The following is a 17,584-nucleotide window of genomic DNA, read 5'->3' on the forward strand; positions in this document are numbered from 1 at the left end:
GGGCAACGTGGAGACGGACAGGGCATTATCCGGTGCCCTGCCGCGCTCTTTCTCAGCCTGAATATCGAACCAACTGCCGCTGGCTGTTCCGGCAAAAACAGCCAGCGCCCTTCGCTGTTCGTGGCTGTTACCTGGCTGTTACCTGGCTGTTACCTGGCTGTTATGCTGGCTGTTCGCTGGCTGTTCGCTGGCTGTTCTTCGATAACAGCCAATCAGATCCAACCCATTGAGAATCAAATAAAAATCGTTGAAAATCCGCCCCGCTCGGCAGCCAAAAACACTTTTCGCCGAATAACAGCCAGCTTAGGCGGCAAATCGCACCCCGACGCGAGCGCCCTCGACTCGCGGGCACCATCTTGGCTAGGAACCCGCATGCTCAAGCTCATCATCGGCAACAAGGCCTATTCCTCCTGGTCGCTGCGCGGCTGGCTCGCGTGCAAACAGTCCGGACTGCCGTTCGAGGAAGTGGTCGTGCCACTCTATGACGAGCAATGGGACAAGCGCCGCGAGGGCGACGAGTTCGCCCCGTCATCGGGCAAGGTCCCGATCCTGTGGGACGGCGACGCGGTGGTGTGGGACAGCCTGGCGATCGTCGAATATCTCGCCGAGAAGACCGAACGCGCCAAATTCTGGCCAGAGGACGATGGCGCCCGCGCGATGGCGCGGTCGATGTCGGCGGAAATGCATTCGAGCTTCACCGCGCTTCGCCGCAAGCACAGCATGAACATCCGCCAGGTCTTCCCGCCCAAGCAACCGGACGAGGATGTGCTGGCCGATCTCGGCCGCATCATGGAACTCTGGGCACAGGCGCGGGCACGCTTCGGCGGGGATGGCCAGTTCCTGTTCGGGGAGTTCGGCGCAGCGGACATCATGTTCGCGCCGGTCGTCACCCGCATCATCACCTACAGCCTGCCGATCGCCCGTTTCGCTGCCGGTTATATGGATGCGGTAATCCAGCATCCCTTCATGCAGGACTGGATCGCCGGCGCGCAGGAAGAAGAATGGGTGATCGAGAAGTTTGAGGTTCCCGCCAATTAAAGCCCGGCACAGGCATCACACGCGCCGCGCCGCGCAAATCAAAACCCTCGACTGAAGGTTCTTCGTCATCCCTCTTTCCCGTCCCGGAAACAGTCCCGATCCGATGGCCGAGGCGAGCGGGAATATTGCCGTGCCGGGTGCGGAGCCGGACATCAACGGAGTTGCGGAACGCACCGTGTCGCCCGCGCCGCTGATCTGCATCGATTGCCGCTATATTCGCGAGCGACCGAGCGGGATCGGGGAAGTGGTGCAGGCACTGGTAGACCATGCCCCCGCGCTGGCGCCCGATTTGCGCTTCCTGCTGCTCAAGCACCCGGAGGCGCCCGCGATCCTGTCCGGTGCGCCGAACGTGACGGAACGCACCGTGACGTTTGCCGCCAATGGTCCGGCAACGATGTGGATGATGTCGCGCCTGACCGACCTGAGCCAGGTCGATCTGTTCCACGCGCCCTCCAACATCCTGCCCCATGGGCTGACCATGCCGAGCATCACCACGGTTCATGACGTGATGTGGTTGAAACACCCCGACTGGGCGGCGAAACCTGGCCTGCGCGGTCGCATCGATCGCGCCTTTTACCGCCATGGTCTGAGGCACGCTCTCAACCGGTCGGCGCGGATCGCGACGGTCAGTCAGGCGACGCGCGATGAGATCGCCACGATCGATCCGGCGGCCGCTGAACGGACCTGCGTCACCTCATCGGGTGTCGCGTCGGATTTTCGCCGACTGGCTGCGCAGGACGGCGGGTCAGCCACCCTGCCCGCACTGGCCGGTCGCCGCTATATACTGACCGTCGGACAATATGCGCCCTACAAGAACCATGTCGCCGCACTCGAGGCGTTCGCCATGGCGTTCCGTGACGATCCCGGTGTAGCGCTGGTCTTCGTCCAGCGGCAGGGCGACGGGGCAGCGGCCCTGCTACCGCGTGCAGCCGCATTGGGCGTGGCCGACCGCGTGCTGTTCATACCCCATCTCGACCGCGAGCAGCTCATCATGCTCTACAATGGCGCGCTCGCGCTGTGCCATCCGTCGCTCTACGAAGGATTCGGCAACCCGATCGCCGAGGCCATGGCGTGCGGATGCCCCGTGGTGACCAGCAATGTGTCGGCGATGCCCGAGGTCGCCGGTGGTGCGGCGCTGCTGATCGATCCCCGCGACGTCGCGACGATCGCAACGGCCTTGCATCGCATCGCGAGCGAAGCCGGCCTTGGCGCTGCGCTGCGGCAGCGCGGGCTCGATCGCGCCGCGAACCTGCCCTGGATTCGTTTCGCCCGGGCCAATGTCACGCTGTACCGCCAGGTGCTGGCCGAGCAGCGCGAGCGCGAAGTGGACCGGACCGCCATGGTCCCGGCGGGTCTTTTCCCGCAGCCCGCCGCCTCGGCAATTTCCTGACCGACGGTTGACGCGAGGACAAGGGTCATCCTCAACTCGGCCTCCGCCCTCCTTCTGTGACCGTTCGTCAAGGCCGGCGACCTGCAGCATCGCGACGTCGGGCAGCTTTCCCGCACCAGTCGGTTGCATTCGGCATCACGCGGCGGCACCACTGTACGATCAACGACTTCCCCAGGATCCCCTGCCATGATCAAGCCCTTTCTGCTCGTCGCGGCTTCCGCGCTCGCCCTGTCACCGGCGATCGCCCAGGATGCGAGGTCACCCAGCGCCGCGGCACCGGGTGGCGATATTCCGGCAAAATTCACGCCGCCGGTTGGGAACGCCGATTACGACAAGCGCGAGATGATGATCCCGATGCGCGACGGGACCAGGCTCTACACGGTCATCGTCGTACCCAAGGGCGCGACCAACGCGCCGATCGTGCTCACGCGCACGCCCTATGACGCCATGGGCCGAGCGAAGCGGTCGACCAGCCCGAGCATGCTGTCGACGCTGCCGCTGGCGGACGAAGGGTTCGTCAAGGCCGGCTATATCCGCGTCTATCAGGACGTGCGCGGCAAGTACGGATCGGAAGGCGACTATGTCGTGACACGTCCGGTGATCGGCCCGCTCAACCGGACCAAGGTCGATCATGTCACCGATGCGTACGACACGATCGACTGGCTGGTGAACAAGGCGAACCTGCCCGAATCCAATGGCCGGGTCGGCATGATCGGGTCGTCCTATGAAGGGTTTACCGTGGTCATGGCACTGCTCGCACCGCACCCGGCACTGAAGGTCGCGGCGCCGGAAAGCCCGATGATCGATGGCTGGATGGGCGACGACTGGTTGCATTACGGCGCGTTCCGCCTCGCCAACATCGCCTGGCTCGGCGGACAGACCGGGTACAAGGGGGAAGGCAAGGCGCCACCGACCGGCGGCTATGACGATTACGACAATTTCCGCACCATCGGCTCGGCCGGCGACTGGGCGAAGAAGTCGGGATACGATCAACTACCCTTCTGGCAGCGGATGATCGAACACCCATCCTATGACGCCTTCTGGCAGGGCCAGGCGCTCGACAAACTACTCGCCGCCAACCCGTCGAACATCCCGACCATCTGGGAACAGGGATTGTGGGACCAGGAGGATATGTACGGCGCGATCACTGCGTGGGAGGCGCTGAAGGCCAAGGGCAAGACCGGCAACAACTTCCTTGTCATGGGGCCGTGGCGACATAGCCAGATCAACCGCGAGGGCCGCTCGCTCGGCGTGTTCCAGTGGAATGGCGACACCGCCGCGCAGTTCCGCGATGAAATGGTCCTGCCCCTGTTCAACCAGTATCTGAAGGATGGCCCGCCGGTCGCCCTGCCCGCCGCGACGATCTACAATACCGGTGAGAATCGCTGGGACCGCTTCACCACCTGGCCGCTGGCATGTCAGGAAGGTTGCGCTGCGCCGCTCACGCCCATCTATCTGCAGGACGATGGTGCGCTCGGCTTCGACAAGGCCGCGTCGGGCGAAGATTCCTATGTCTCCGATCCCGCCAAGCCCGTACCGCATCTGCCGCGCCCGGTGAATTTCGGCGACGGCCGCTGGGGCGACTGGCTGGTCAGCGATCAGCGTGGGGTCGATGGACGCCCCGACGTGATGACCTATCAGACACCGGTATTGACCAGGGCGGTGCGCGTCTCGGGTGCGCCGATCGCCGATATCTTCGCGAAGACGACCGGCACCGACGGCGATTTCGTGGTCAAGGTGATCGACGTCTATCCGGACGAGGTCGCGACCGACCCGAAGATGGGCGGATACCAGCTGCCGATCGCGCTCGACATCTTCCGCGGGCGATACCGCGACAGCTTCGCCAAGCCTTCACCGATCCCGGCGGGCAAGGTGCAGCAATACAAGTTCCGCCTGCCGACCGTGAACCACGTCTTCCAGCCCGGCCACCGCATCATGGTGCAGGTGCAGTCGAGCCTGTTCCCGCTCTATGATCGTAATCCGCAGGCCTATGTGCCGAACATCTTCCTCGCGAAGAAATCGGACTACCGCAAAGCGACGGTCACGATCGAGCGCGGCGGCGCGACGCCGAGCCGGGTGTGGCTACCGGTGGTGCCGGTCGACCAGAGTGCTGCGATGGTGAAATGAGGGGTAAAGGGCGCAATCAGAACGCGCTCCCGTCCTTGCGAGTGAAACCCCCGCCATCGGCGATGAACATGTCGATGTCGGGGTAGTGGCAGTCGCTGGCATTGGGCCGGCCGACCGCGATGAACACGCACTCCGCGTCGCTACGGTTCTGCAGCACATGGCCATTGCCGTCGCCCTTCGGAAACGCCGCGCAGTCGCCGGGGCGCATCGGGTGTTCGCCATCATCGTCGACCAGCACCGCCTCACCCGAGATCATCACGACGAATTCGTCCTCGCCCGCATGCCAGTGGCGTTGCGACGACCAGGCGCCGGGCTTGAGCACGACATGGCTGACACCATAATCGGTCAGGCCGCTCGCCAGCCCGAGCCGGCGGTACCAGCGCCCTTGCACGACGTCGGCATAGTGCGGCGGATAACCGGTCCGATTGGTCTGCGGGATGGCATCGAGGTCAAGTTTGGGCATCGCATTTTTCCGTCATTCCCGCGAAAGCGGGAATCGCGCTTCTTCTTTCGCGCGCGCCGCGGCAGAAGAAAAGCACGATCCCCGCTTTCCTGGGGATGACGGAGACACTTGTGATCGACCCGGTTGACCTGACCAAGCAGCTCATCGCCTGCGACAGCGTAACACCCGCGCGCGGCAGCGTGTTCGACGTGCTGGAGGCGGCGTTGATCCCGCTGGGGTTCGAGGTGGAGCGCTTCGTCAGCGGGGAAGCCCCCGACGGGCCGGTCGAGAATCTGCTCGCGGTGCGAGGTTCGGGCGGGCGGCATTTCGCCTTTGCCGGGCATCTCGACGTGGTGCCGCCGGGCAGCGGCTGGACCAGCGGCGCGTTCGAGCCGGAGATTCGCGGCGGCCTGCTCCATGGGCGCGGCGCAGTCGATATGAAGGGCGCGATCGCCGCCTTTGTCGCGGCCATACCGACTGAGATCGACGGCACGATCAGCCTGGTGATCACCGGCGACGAGGAAGGTCCCGCGACCTATGGCACCGTCGCGATCATCGAGCGCATGGCAGCGCGCGGGTTGACACCCGACCTGTGTCTGGTCGGCGAGCCGACCAGCGTCAATCGGCTGGGCGACATGATCAAGATCGGCCGGCGCGGATCGGTCAATATGTGGATCGAGGTGCCGGGCAAGCAGGGCCATGTCGCCTATCCCCATCTCGCCGACAATCCGATCCCGAAGCTGGTGGCGATCCTCGCCGAGATTGGCGCGATCGAACTCGACCGGGGCAGTGAGTGGTTTCAGCCGTCGAACATCGAGGTGACCGACGTGACCGTCGGCAATCCCGCGACCAACGTCATTCCCGCCCATGCCTCGGCCCGGCTCAGCATCCGTTTCAACGATCTGCAGCGCGGCGAAGATCTGGTCGCGCGGATCGAGCGCATCGTCGCGACGCATGCGCCGGAAGGCAAGCTCATAGCGCGCATCTCGGGCGAAGCGTTCCTGACTCTGCCGGGGGATTTCTCGACCCTGATCGGCGATGCGATCGAAGCGCGCAGTGGCATTCGCCCGGAACTGTCGACCACCGGCGGCACGTCCGATGCGCGCTTCCTGTCGAAACTATGCCCGGTAGTGGAGTTCGGCCTGCTCAACGCGACAATGCACAAGCTGGACGAAGCGGTCGCAGTTGACGACCTCATGGCGCTGACCGGAATCTATGCCGAGATCCTCCAGCGCGCGCTGGAGGAATCGAAATGACCCAGATCCATATACGTCCGGTAACGCGGGGCGATTTTGCGGCCTGGTTGCCATTATGGGACGGCTATAACGCCTTTTACAAACGGTCCGGCCCGACCGCGCTCCCCGCGGAGATCACGCGAACGACCTGGGAGCGCTTCCTCGACCCGCACGAGCCGGTCCATGCACTGGTCGCCGAGGCCGATGGGCAATTGCTCGGCCTGACGCACTTCATCTTTCACCGCAGCACCAACTCGATCGCCGACACCTGCTATCTGCAGGACCTGTTCACGACCGAAGCGGCACGGGGAAAAGGCGTCGGCAGTGCGCTGATCGCCGCAGTTCATGATCGCGCCCGGCTGGCTGGTGCGGGACGTGTTTATTGGCAGACTCATGATGGCAATTCGGTCGCGCGCCGGCTCTACGATCAAGTCGGCGAGAATAGCGGCTTCATCGTGTACCGGAAGCTGGTGGAGCAGCCTATCTAACCCGCCAGCGCGCGGCGCTCGTCGGTGCGAGACCAGGCGATGAAGGCGTCCTCATCCATGGGCAGCGCGATCGCATAGCCCTGGATCACGTCGCAACCGATCACGCGCAACACATCGGCCTGCGCTTGGGTCTCGATCCCCTCGCCCACCGCTTCGCAGCCCAGTCCGTGGATCAGGCCGATCACGGCATGGGCAATGGTGCGCGCTTCATTGTTGGTGGCGATATGCTCGATCAGGCTGCGGTCGAGCTTGACCCGGTCCACCGGCAGATCGCGCAGTCGCGCGAGGTTGGAATAGCCGGTGCCGAAGTCATCGATCGAAATGGTCGCGCCATCGTTGCGCAATTGTGCGATCGCCTCGACCACCTCACTGCTGCAATGCATCGCCAGCGTCTCGGTGATTTCCAGTTCAAGCAGATGGGCCGGTGCATTGGCGGCCTTCATCGCCGCGCGCAGGCGGCGGAAGAATGCAACATGGTCGAGCTGGCGCGGCGAGATATTGATCGCAAGACGCTGCTCGATCCCCATCTTGCCCCAGCGGGCGATCGTATCGGCAACGGTCGCGATGACCCATTCGCCGATCTCGACGATCAGCCCTGTTTCCTCGGCACGTTTGATGAAGGTCGCCGGCAACCTCAGCCCATCGCGGGGATGGCGCCAGCGCAGCAACGCTTCTGCCGCGACAATCCGCCCACCCGGCAAGCTGATCTGCGGCTGGAAGACCAGCGCAAACTCATTCTGGTCGATCGCCTCGCGCAGGTCGCTTTCAAGCTGCACACGGTCGGCGATCTCCTCGGCAAGCGCGGCACTGAAATATTCCACCCGGCCGCGGCCATTGGCCTTGGCGTGGTACATGGCAGCGTCGGCGGCGCGCATCAGGTCGGTCAGATTGACGCCATGCTCAGGCCGCACCGCGATGCCGATCGACGCGCCGATTTCGACATCGGTGCCGGCCAGGTCGAACGGCTCGGCCAGCGCGAACAGGATGCCGCGTCCGATCCTCGCGGCGTCGGCAGGGTCGCGCAGATCGCGAAAGAACATGGTGAACTCGTCGCCCGCGAGACGACCGATCAACGGCTGCGGTGCGCCGCTCTCGGTCACCACCCGGTCGGCGACGGCACGCAGGCGATTGGCGACCATGCCAAGCAGCATATCCCCCATCGCATGGCCCATCGTATCGTTGACCACCTTGAACCGATCAAGATCGATGAAGAACAGGGCGGCATGAATGTCCTGAGGCAGGTCCGCCAGCATACGCTCACAGGTCCGGCGGAAATTGGTGCGATTGGGTAGCGCCGTCACCGGATCGAACATCGCCAGGCGGTGGACGCTTTCCAGATTGCAGCTGAGCTGCTGGAACAGACCACGCATTGCATTCGCCAATTGTGGTACGTTTTCAGCGATTTCCTCGGGGATTTCACCATCGAGATCACCATGCGCCGCACGCGTCAGTCGCGCGATGGCGGAATCGATCGCCGATGCGGTGGTCGATATCGCCCGCTCCGCTGACGCCCAGCACATCGCAGCGCAGACGATCGCCGGGATCAGTGCACGTGAGACGTTGCCGATATCGATCGTGCCATTGGACGTCGCGACGAGCGCGAGAATGAACGCAACCGCGCCGGCGCACACCGCGAACGCGATGGCGCGACTCTTCAGCGATACGCCCTCCATCGCGATTACGGGTCCCCTGCCGTATCAATCCGGCCATTCCGGTCCAAAAACGGACATTGGACGCAAGAGGTTAATTTTTTCTGGCGCTACCGGGTTTCAGTGCGGCTTTTCGCAGGATGATATAGAGTGCACCGGTCCCACCATGACGCGGATGCGCGCCGCGCACGGCAGCGATCGCGACGGCATGGCGCGATCCCGCGAGCCAGTCGCCGACTGCGGCACGGATTGCCCCACGCGCATGCGGGCGCTCGCTTTCGGGGCGCGGCGGCTTGCCTGTAACGAGCAGGATCACCCGGGCGCCGTCGCGGATCGCCCGGTCGAGCGCGTTATCGAGCGTGGCATAAGCGGTGGACAGATTGTGGCCGTGCAGGTCGATCGTCCGATCGGGCGAGATCAGACCTCGCGAAAGCTGACGGTCCCAGCTGCCGTCGAGCGTGGCATGCTCCTTTCGCTCCTCCTTCCTTGGGAGCGGTTTGGCGGCTTGGGCTTGTGGCGGAGGGAGCGGAAGGGTTTTGCGGACCTTCTGCATTTTGGACGGCGGCAGTGGCACAGTCTTGAGCGCCGGACTTTTCTCGGCACCTGCGCCCACGACTGCAGCAAAAGGCTTTGCCTTCGCCACGCGCAACGGTCGGACGGTCTCGAGCACTCGCGCCCAGAGCGCGGCCTCATCTGGAGTTAGAGGCCGATCCACAACCTCAACGGACCGCCGATGCCTTCTCAGCCGTCAGACGGTCGAGCGTGCCGATCGGCAACAAGAGGAACGCGGAGCCCCGGGCGCTCATACCGCCCGCGATCGCGCGCGCCTCGCTGCCGGCGCCCCAGAATGTGTCGATCCGGTTGGCCCCGCGGATCGCCCCGCCGGTGTCCTGCGCCACCCACAGGCCGGTCGCGTCGGTGCGGTCGGCTGAGAGGAACACAGGCGCACCCAGCGGAATGAACTTGGGATCCGCCGCCGCGCTGACCTGCCCGGTCACCGCCAGACCAAGTGCGCCGAGTGGCGGGCCATTCTGTTCGCGAAAGAATACGAAGCTCTTGTTCTCGCGCATGATGTCGCGGCCCTGAGCGGGATTTTCACGTAGCCAGGCCACGATACCCTGCATCGAAGTCTGCCCGGGCTTGAGCAGGCCGCGTTCCTTCATCAGCGCGCCGATGCCGGTATAGCCCCGCCCATTCTGGGTATCATAGCCGATCCGCATCACGGATCCGTCGGGCAGTTTGAGCCTTCCGGAGCCCTGGATCTGCAGGAAGAATATCTCCACGGGGTCCGCTGCCCAGGCGATGATCGGCGCACGGCCGGAAAGCGCCCCCTCCTCGATCTGCGTGCGATCATAATAGGGGACCAGGGCATTGCGATCGAGCCGCCCGCGGATCTTCTTGCCTTTCAGATCGTCGCTGAACTGGCCGAGATCCGCCTCGATCAGGTCGGTGGGACGGCCATAGATCGGCACATCATAACCACTACGCCGGTCACGTGAGCCAGCGATTTCCGGTTCGTAATAGCCGGTCGCAAAGGCGCGCCCGTCGCCGACCTGCACGCTTTCGAACCATTGTTCGAAGAATGCCCGTGCATCGTTTCCACGCACGGTGGCGGCCGCGCTGCACGCCGGCTGCCAATCGGCACCGCGTGTCAGACCCGATGCATCGGTGCGTCGCATCAGCGATGGACAGCTCAACCGAAATGCGGCCAGCGCGCGTACCGCCTGGGCATCGGTGATCGGCAATGAAGAGATTGGCGGCCCGCCCACCACACCTGCGGCCGCTGCATTCAGCGCGCCTGTCGGCGGCGCCACCGTTATCGGCGCAATCGGCTTGGCAGCAACTGGCTTGCGGACCGGCGGTTCATGAGACGACGGATTGGACGGACGCGGCACCACGCCACCGCCGCACGCGCCCAACATCAGCGCCAGCGCGACCACCCCGCAGCGGCGCATACTCATTCCCCCGTTCAAAAACTCAAGCTTCGTCGGTGTCGGCGAGCTTCCAGTTCGGATCGCTGCTCTTCAGCGTCCGCGCGAAGGTCCACACATCATGCGTCTCGACTGCATCGCTCAGCGAGCCGGCAACCAGATTACCTTCTGCATCGCGCGTCACCGCGGCGATGTCGGCATCGAAGCGCACCGTTATCCGCGCATTGCGGCCTTCAAGCCCGGCATCGGCGATGATCGCCCGCTCGATCGACACCAGCCGGTTGTCGAGCACATGCCCGGCCTCCTGGCGCGCCTTGATCGCATCGGCGAATGCCTGTTTCACGTCATCCTCGACCAGCCAGTCGAGCGAGTCCTCGTCGCCCTTCCAATAGGCTTCCAGAATCATGCGATAGGCACTTTGCGCGCCCTCGACGAACTGGCCGACGTCGAACCCCGGTTCGGCATGGACGATCGCGCGCAGGCCAGCCTCGGCCTTGGGATCGATGTTGCGGTTGACCAGCTCGCGCGGCTCCGGCGCGGATTCGATCGGACGCGGCAGCGTAGTGATCGGTGCGCGGTCCTCGGCCGGTTTGGGCAAAGGCTGCTCATGCCCGGTCCGCTTGCCGAGCACCATGTACAGACGCAGCGCCAGGAACCCGGCCACCATCGCGAGAAGAACAACGTAAAACACCCAAGTCTCCGATATCGGCGAACGATCTACATAGGCGCAACGCGCGAATGTTTCAAATGATGCACGCAGCGGAACGATAAGCACATGTCGCCCCCGTTGAACAACCCGTCGCCCCCTGCTAGTCGCGCCCGACCGGCACGTGGCGATAGGGTATCGGACGCGGGGGCCAAATTCTTTACGGATACAAGAGGATCGAGTTTCGATGGACGAACAGGACAATGGCGCGAACGGTGGCGAGCCCTATGCCAATGGCGAGGACACCACGCCCGCGATCGGCCTTATTTCGCAATATGTGAAGGATCTGTCGTTCGAGAATCCGAACGCGCCGGCGGTCTATCAGAACCCGGCCCAGCCGCAGATCGACGTTCAGTTCAACATCGGATCGGGCCAGGTCGGCGAAGACGTGCATGAAGTCGTGCTGCGTATCGACGTCCGCGCCGAGGCTGATGGCCAGGTCGCTTTCATCGCCGAGCTCGCCTATGCTGGTCTCTTCGGCATCCGCAACGTGCCGGCCGAGCACATCCAGCCCTTCCTGCTCGGTGAAGCCCCTCGCCTGATCTTCCCCTTCGCGCGCCGCGTGCTGGCCGATGCGATCCGCGATGGCGGCTTCCCGCCGCTGCTGCTCGAGCCGATCGACTTCGCCGCGCTGTACCAGCAGCAGGCATTGGCCGAAGGCCAACCAGCGGTGACCACCGCGGAAACCGGCACGGCCTGATACGATACGCGCTCCAACCCCTCCGTTCGTCCTGAGCTTGTCGAAGGACCGCTCTTCTTCTCCGCCGCCGGGCAAGAAGGACACGGCTTCGACAGGCTCAGCCCGAACGGATTTTCTGGCTAGGCATTCGCGATGAACCTTACCCGTGCACTCGGATCGGTCGGCGGGCTGACGCTGGCCAGCCGGGTGCTCGGGCTGGTGCGAGATTCGCTGTTCGCACGCTTCATCGGCGCGAGCTTCGCGTCGGATGCGTTTCTGATCGCCTTTCGTTTGCCCAATATGTTCCGCGCCCTCTTCGCCGAGGGCGCGTTTTCCGCCGCGTTCATCCCGATGTTCAATCGCAAGATGGCGGAGGATGAGGAAGGCAGCCTGGTCAAGGGCGTGTCCTTTGCCGAGGATGCGCTGTCGGTGCTGTTGCCGATCCTGATCGTGATGACGATCGTGATGGAGCTGGCCGCCTATCCGGTGACCTGGGCCCTGTCGGGCGGATTCAATGGCGTCTCTCCGGCCGAATTCGACTTTGCGGTCGAATTGTCGCGGATCACCTTTCCCTATCTGCTGCTGATCAGCCTCGTCTCGCTGCTCGGCGGCATCCTCAATTCGCTGCACAAATTCTGGGTCAACGCCGCGGCGCCGATCCTGCTCAACGCAACGCTGATTGCCGCCCTGCTGTTCTTCCATGCCAGCGATCCGCTCGGCACGGCGCGCAACCAGGCGATCGCGGTCACCGTCTCGGGCGCGCTGCAGCTCCTCTGGCTGGTGCTGGCGTGCCGATCGAGCGGAGTAAAACTTCGCCTCAGACTGCCGCGCCTCAATCCGGACGTGAAAAAATTACTCTCGCTGATCTGGCCTGCGGCCGCCGGAGCGGGCGCGGTGCAGATCAATCTCGTCATCTCGACCGCGCTCGCTGCCAGCCTGCTGCCGGAAGGGTCGGTTTCGTACATCTATTACGCCGACCGGCTGAACCAGCTGCCGCTCGGCCTGATCGGCATCGGGCTCGGCACCGTCCTGCTCCCGACCATCTCGCGCCAGCTCGGCAAAGGTCTCGAGACCGAGGCAATGGAGACGCAGAATCGCGGCATGGAACTCGCGCTGTTCTTCACGCTGCCCGCCACGATCGCGCTGATCGTGTGCGGCGTGCCGATCATTTCCGCCCTGTTCCAGCACGGGAAATTCACCAGCGCCGATACGCTGGCGACGGCCGGGGCGCTCGCTGCCTTCTCGGTTGGGCTGCCCGCCTATATCCTGGTCAAGGTGCTGACCCCCGGCTTCTATGCCCGTTCGGATACCAAAACGCCGGTGCGCTTCGCGACCATTTCGATCGCGATCAACCTGATACTCAACCTCGCCTTCATCGTGCCGCTGCAACATCTCGGGCCGCCACTCGCTACCGCGTTGGCGAGCTGCGTCAACGTCGCCCTGCTCTATCTGGCGCTGAAGAAGCGCGGACATTTCGTTGCTGACCTGCGGCTGCGTCACCGCGCGGTCCGGCTGCTCGGCGCGGCGCTGATCATGGGCGTGGCGATGTATTTCCTCGATGATCTGTTCACGCCCTACACCACCGGAGCGAGCCTGACTCGCTGGCTGGCGATGTTCATACTGGTCGGCACCGGCGGGCTGGTCTACGCGATCGCCTGCTTCGTGTTGCGCGCCTATCGCCCCGCCGATCTGCGCGCATTGCTGCGTCGTACTCCTGTTTGATGTGAAAGAAGTTCCAATGCGCGTCGTCTCCGGCATCCAGCCAACCGGCAATCTCCACCTCGGCAATTATCTCGGTGCGATCAAGCAATGGGTCGCGATGCAGGATGCGATGGGGCCGGGCGAAGATAGCCTGTTCTTCCTGGCGGACCTCCATGCCCTGACCGTCGCGATCGACCCGAAAGAGCTTAATTCGAACACGATCGAGATGGCCGCGACCCTGCTTGCCGCCGGCATCGATCCTGACCGCGCGATCCTGTTCAATCAGGCGCGCGTGCGCGAGCATAGCGAGCTTGCCTGGATCCTGGGCGGCACCGCGCGCACCGGCTGGTTGAACCGGATGACGCAGTGGAAGGACAAGGCGGGCAAGAATCGCGAGGGCGCAAGCGTCGGTCTTTATACCTATCCGGTGCTGCAAGCCGCGGATGTGCTGCTCTACAAAGCGACCCATGTGCCGGTCGGCGACGACCAGAAACAGCATCTCGAGCTCGCGCGCGACATTGCGACCAAGTTCAACCAGGATTTCGGCGTCGAACTGTTCCCGCTACCCGATCCTCTAATCTCGGCCGCGGCACCGCGCATCATGTCGTTGCGCGACGGATCGGCGAAGATGTCCAAGTCCGACCCGTCGGACGGATCGCGCATCAACCTGATCGATAGCGACGACACGATCGTCCAGAAGCTGAAAAAAGCGAAGTCCGATGGCGATTTGCTGCCCGACAGCTTTGGCGGGTTGGCCGACCGGCCCGAGGCGAAGAATCTGGTGACGATCTATGCGGCGCTATCGGATATTTCGCCGGATGCGGTGATGACCGAGTTCGCTGGCAAGGGCTTCGGCGCGTTCAAGCCGGCGCTCGCCGATCTGGCCGTTGCAAAGCTCGGCCCGATTCGTGACCGGCTGACGCGGTTGCTGGAGGATCGGGGTGCCGTGACCGAGGCTCTTTCCAAAGGCGCGGCCCGGGCGACCGCACTTGCGGCACCAACCTTGGCAGAAGCGCAGCGTGCGGTCGGCCTGAACGTCTGAACTGTCTCCCCGGCGAAAGCCGGGACTCGGGCAACTAGACCGGAAGGTTAGCCCTCCAACTCCCTGAGCAGCATCCGCACCGCTCCATCTATCTCACGATCGGTGTCACGCAGCGCTTCGATCCGGCGCACAGCATGGATCACGGTCGAATGGTCGCGGCCGCCGAACTTGCGGCCGATCTCCGGCAGTGAGCGGGTGGTGAGCCGCTTGGCCAGATACATGGCGATCTGGCGCGGACGGGCGACGACAACGGCGCGGCGCGCCGAAACCAGGTCGACCGGCTTCAGCTCGAAATGCGCCGACACCGCCTTCTGGATCTCATCAATCGTCACGCGGCGTTCTGCGCCGCGCAGCACATCACCCAGGGTCGCCACCGCGAAGTCGAGGTCGATCGCCTCACCGGTCAGTTGCGCATAGGCTACCAGCCGGTTGAGTGACCCTTCCAGGTCGCGGATATTGGCCGTGATGCGCGTCGCAAGCAGGTCGAGCACGTCGGCCGGCACCTTCGCCTCGGGAAGATCGGCAAGCTTGCGCTCAAGCACCGCGCGACGCAGCGCCAGATCGGGCGTCTTGATATCCGCAACCAAGCCGACCGACAGGCGCGACGTGATCCGCGTCTCGACTCCATCGAGCCCTTGCGGGCAACGATCGGCGCTGATCACCAGCCGGTGCCCCGCACCCATCACTTCGTTGATGGTGTGGAAGAACTCTTCCTGCGTCGCGTCCTTGCCGGCGATGAACTGCAGGTCATCGATCATCAGCATGTCAGCCGCACGCAACCGCGTCTTGAACGCATGCGTATCCTTGGCGCGCATCGCCGAGACGAATTCGAACATGAAGCGCTCGGCCGACATCAGGATGACCGACGCCTCGGGGCATGCCGCAAGAAAGGCATGACCAATCGCGTGCATCAGATGGGTCTTGCCCTGCCCCGTGCCACTATGAAGGAACAAGGGGCTGAAGCGGGGCTTACCGGGTTCGGCCAGCGCCCTGGCGGCGTTGAAGGCCACCATGTTCGACGAATCGACCACGAACCGATCGAAGGTGAAGCGCGAATCGAGTGCAGGACGCGCGGACGGCGCCGCAGGCTTGACCACCGGCGCGCTCGATGTCTCGACCGTCAGTACGGCGGGAGCGACCGAGGCGGCGCGAGTCTCGATCGATACTTTGCGTATGTCGGGCAGCAGCGCACGGAATTCGGCAACCAGACGGTCCGCGTAATGGTTGCGCACCCAGTTGGTCATGAAAGCGGACGGCAGCGCGAGCCGAATCGTATCGGCCTCGCCGCTGTCGATCAGTTCGATCGGCTTCAGCCACTGGTCGAACAGGCGCACCCCTGCCGATTCGCGCAGATGGCCACGCACGGTTGCCCATGCCTTCCCACTGTCATTCTGATGTCCGGGTCGTTTGGCTGACCCGTTATCCATCCCCGTCACGCGTTAACCCCTCCGCGCGATGCTGGATTTCTGCCCCCGCATCGCTTGATTTCGACCGGCAAAAGCATCGCGCAGCCGGAATCGAGGTCCGCCGACGGCAAAGCTTTCGCAATTAGCGCGCACGACTGATGGCGTCGCGGCGAAGGGCTGATTATGAAGATCGCAGCGAGTCGATCAAGGCCTGAGCCTGTCAGAAAATTGAAATAATCCGGTTGACTCGGCCTGAGCCACGGATTTCCGTCAGAAATCTTACAAGCCACTGTATTAGCATAACTAATTTAAGAACAGGCCGAATCGTACCGGTGCGAATCGCGGTGAATCCTGCCTTTTCTATTTATGTTCCGGCGGTCGATTTCGGGGTGCGTCGCAGCATGCTTCAGGGTGCCCCCGGGATGCGCCAACACCGCTCCACGGACGACAAAAAGCCCGCCGGGACAGGTCCTGGCGGGCGTTTATCGCTAAGCCATAAAGACTTAGCCGAGTGCGGTGACTGCCTTGGTCAAGCGCGCGAACTTCCGCGAGGCGGTGTTCTTGTGGAACACGCCCTTGGCAACGCCACGCGCCAGTTCCGGCTGTGCCGCTGCGAGTGCAGTGGTCGCCGCACCCTTGTCGCCCGCCGCAATCGCCGATTCGACCTTCTTGATGAAGGTACGGATGCGGCCAACCCGGTTGCCGTTTACTTCCGCGCGACGATCGTTGCGACGGATACGCTTTTTCGCCTGTGGCGTGTTCGCCATGAAGCCCTCTGATCTAAAATAGAAAAGGGCGCAGGCGGCAAAGCCCACGGCCCCGGAAAGCGCGGTCCTTACGCAAGACCGCCTCGTTGGTCAACCATCAGCGCTGGCATTTCGGACACCAGAAGGTCGAACGCCCGCCCTCGCTGTAGCGCTGGACGGTACCGCCACAGGCGCATGGCTCCCCTTCACGGCCATAGACCGCGAATTGCTTGGAGAAATAGCCAAGCTCGCCATCGGGCCTGACATAATCGCGCAAACTCGAGCCCCCGGCCTCGATCGCGGCAAGCAGGACTTCGCGAATCGCCTCGACCAGCCGCTCGAGTCGCGGCAGCGAAATACGGCCCGCAGCGCGTTTGGGTGAGATCCTGGCCAGGAACAGCGCCTCGCAGACGTAAATATTGCCCAGCCCTGCCACGATGCGCTGGTCGAGCAGCATCAGCTTGATCGACGCCTTGCGCCCGGTGAGTGCGGTCAGCAAGTGATCGGCGGTGAGGCCGGGCCCGAGCGGCTCCGGCCCCATCGCCGCGAACGCCGGATAAAGATCGAGCGCGTCGGTTCGCACCAGATCGACAAAGCCGAATCGCCGTGCGTCGTTGAGCGCGAGTCGGCGCCCCGCATCGGTGTCGATCAGCAGATGGTCGTGTGCCAGCAACTCGCCCGGATCGACTCGCCACCGTCCCGACATACCGAGATGGAAGATCATCGTATCGCCGCGATCCGTGTCGATCAGGCCATATTTCGCACGACGGCCAAGGCCCGTCACGACCGCGCCCGTCATTCGCTGGCGCAGATCGACAGGAAAAGCATGGCGCAGGTCACCGCGTCGGGTCTCGACGTTCGACAGGCGCTGGCCCTCGAGGACGGGACGCAGACCTTGTACCGTGGTTTCGACTTCGGGAAGTTCTGGCATCTGATCTCCGTCATTCCCGTGAAAGCGGGAATCCCGCTTCTTCTACGCCACCCAGTATCGAGGCGGCGGGATT

Annotated in this window: 16 protein-coding genes; 8 read left to right on the forward strand and 8 right to left on the reverse strand. The window is 63.8% G+C overall.

Features of this window, described 5'->3' with window-relative positions; all coding sequences use genetic code 11:
- Window positions 1–372: 372 nt before the first annotated feature.
- The 3 genes from H3Z74_RS12490 (at window position 373) to H3Z74_RS12500 (ending at window position 4,555) form a co-directional block, all read left to right on the forward strand.
- Window positions 373–1,038: a glutathione S-transferase family protein gene (locus H3Z74_RS12490; protein ID WP_187759990.1), complete on the forward strand. Its 666-nt coding sequence runs from the start codon at window positions 373–375 to the stop codon at window positions 1,036–1,038.
- Between the two features lie 103 nt (window positions 1,039–1,141).
- Complete coding sequence (locus H3Z74_RS12495) at window positions 1,142–2,428, forward strand: glycosyltransferase family 4 protein (RefSeq protein ID WP_187759991.1); 1,287 nt, start codon at window positions 1,142–1,144, stop codon at window positions 2,426–2,428.
- A 186-nt stretch (window positions 2,429–2,614) separates the two neighbouring features.
- A complete protein-coding gene (locus tag H3Z74_RS12500; RefSeq protein ID WP_187759992.1) occupies window positions 2,615–4,555 on the forward strand; it encodes a CocE/NonD family hydrolase in 1,941 nt (646 codons plus the stop codon).
- 16 nt (window positions 4,556–4,571) lie between these two features.
- On the opposite strand, the gene H3Z74_RS12505 is transcribed toward H3Z74_RS12500, so the two are convergent.
- Window positions 4,572–5,018: a cupin domain-containing protein gene (locus H3Z74_RS12505; protein WP_187759993.1), complete on the reverse strand. Its 447-nt coding sequence runs from the start codon at window positions 5,016–5,018 to the stop codon at window positions 4,572–4,574.
- A gap of 95 nt (window positions 5,019–5,113) precedes the next feature.
- On the opposite strand from H3Z74_RS12505, the gene dapE reads away from it, so the two are divergent.
- The gene (gene dapE / locus H3Z74_RS12510) at window positions 5,114–6,253 is read left to right on the forward strand and encodes a succinyl-diaminopimelate desuccinylase (protein WP_187759994.1); all 1,140 of its coding nucleotides are present in this window, start codon (window positions 5,114–5,116) and stop codon (window positions 6,251–6,253) included.
- On the forward strand, window positions 6,250–6,720 hold the full coding sequence (locus H3Z74_RS12515; protein WP_187759995.1) for a GNAT family N-acetyltransferase: 471 nt from the start codon (window positions 6,250–6,252) through the stop codon (window positions 6,718–6,720). Before dapE ends, H3Z74_RS12515 begins: the two co-directional genes overlap by 4 nt.
- Here the strand turns inward: H3Z74_RS12515 and H3Z74_RS12520 are convergent.
- From H3Z74_RS12520 to H3Z74_RS12535, 4 genes are all read right to left on the reverse strand, one after another.
- Window positions 6,717–8,393, reverse strand: coding sequence for a putative bifunctional diguanylate cyclase/phosphodiesterase (locus H3Z74_RS12520; protein ID WP_187759996.1), 1,677 nt, complete (start codon window positions 8,391–8,393; stop codon window positions 6,717–6,719). The two genes, H3Z74_RS12515 and H3Z74_RS12520, sit on opposite strands and share 4 nt — an antisense overlap.
- Before the next feature lie 70 nt (window positions 8,394–8,463).
- Window positions 8,464–8,982: a Smr/MutS family protein gene (locus H3Z74_RS12525; protein WP_229726546.1), complete on the reverse strand. Its 519-nt coding sequence runs from the start codon at window positions 8,980–8,982 to the stop codon at window positions 8,464–8,466.
- Between the two features lie 106 nt (window positions 8,983–9,088).
- Window positions 9,089–10,330: a murein transglycosylase A gene (mltA, locus tag H3Z74_RS12530; protein ID WP_187759998.1), complete on the reverse strand. Its 1,242-nt coding sequence runs from the start codon at window positions 10,328–10,330 to the stop codon at window positions 9,089–9,091.
- Between the two features lie 16 nt (window positions 10,331–10,346).
- Window positions 10,347–10,991, reverse strand: a complete 645-nt coding sequence (locus H3Z74_RS12535; protein WP_187759999.1) for a Tim44/TimA family putative adaptor protein — start codon at window positions 10,989–10,991, stop codon at window positions 10,347–10,349.
- A 202-nt stretch (window positions 10,992–11,193) separates the two neighbouring features.
- Here H3Z74_RS12535 and secB point away from each other — a divergent pair, with 202 nt between their 5' ends.
- From secB to trpS, 3 genes are all read left to right on the forward strand, one after another.
- Window positions 11,194–11,706 (forward strand): protein-export chaperone SecB, encoded by a 513-nt coding sequence (secB, locus tag H3Z74_RS12540; RefSeq protein ID WP_187760000.1) that lies wholly within the window; start codon window positions 11,194–11,196, stop codon window positions 11,704–11,706.
- Window positions 11,707–11,838: 132 nt separating this feature from the next.
- Window positions 11,839–13,407 carry a murein biosynthesis integral membrane protein MurJ gene (murJ, locus tag H3Z74_RS12545; RefSeq protein WP_187760001.1) on the forward strand — a complete coding sequence of 523 codons (1,569 nt, stop codon included), beginning with the start codon at window positions 11,839–11,841 and terminating at the stop codon, window positions 13,405–13,407.
- Between the two features lie 16 nt (window positions 13,408–13,423).
- The gene (gene trpS, locus H3Z74_RS12550; RefSeq protein ID WP_187760002.1) at window positions 13,424–14,428 is read left to right on the forward strand and encodes a tryptophan--tRNA ligase; all 1,005 of its coding nucleotides are present in this window, start codon (window positions 13,424–13,426) and stop codon (window positions 14,426–14,428) included.
- Window positions 14,429–14,475: 47 nt separating this feature from the next.
- Here the strand turns inward: trpS and dnaA are convergent, their stop codons facing one another.
- The 3 genes from dnaA to mutM form a co-directional block, all read right to left on the reverse strand.
- A complete protein-coding gene (gene dnaA, locus H3Z74_RS12555; protein WP_187764299.1) occupies window positions 14,476–15,855 on the reverse strand; it encodes a chromosomal replication initiator protein DnaA in 1,380 nt (459 codons plus the stop codon).
- A gap of 482 nt (window positions 15,856–16,337) precedes the next feature.
- A complete protein-coding gene (gene rpsT / locus H3Z74_RS12560; RefSeq protein WP_187760003.1) occupies window positions 16,338–16,601 on the reverse strand; it encodes a 30S ribosomal protein S20 in 264 nt (87 codons plus the stop codon).
- Between the two features lie 97 nt (window positions 16,602–16,698).
- Complete coding sequence (gene mutM / locus H3Z74_RS12565; RefSeq protein WP_187760004.1) at window positions 16,699–17,511, reverse strand: bifunctional DNA-formamidopyrimidine glycosylase/DNA-(apurinic or apyrimidinic site) lyase; 813 nt, start codon at window positions 17,509–17,511, stop codon at window positions 16,699–16,701.
- Between the last annotated feature and the right edge of the window lie 73 nt (window positions 17,512–17,584).

The sequence above is a fragment of the Sphingomonas alpina genome, from assembly GCF_014490665.1.
Taxonomy (GTDB): Bacteria; Pseudomonadota; Alphaproteobacteria; order Sphingomonadales; family Sphingomonadaceae; genus Sphingomonas; species Sphingomonas alpina.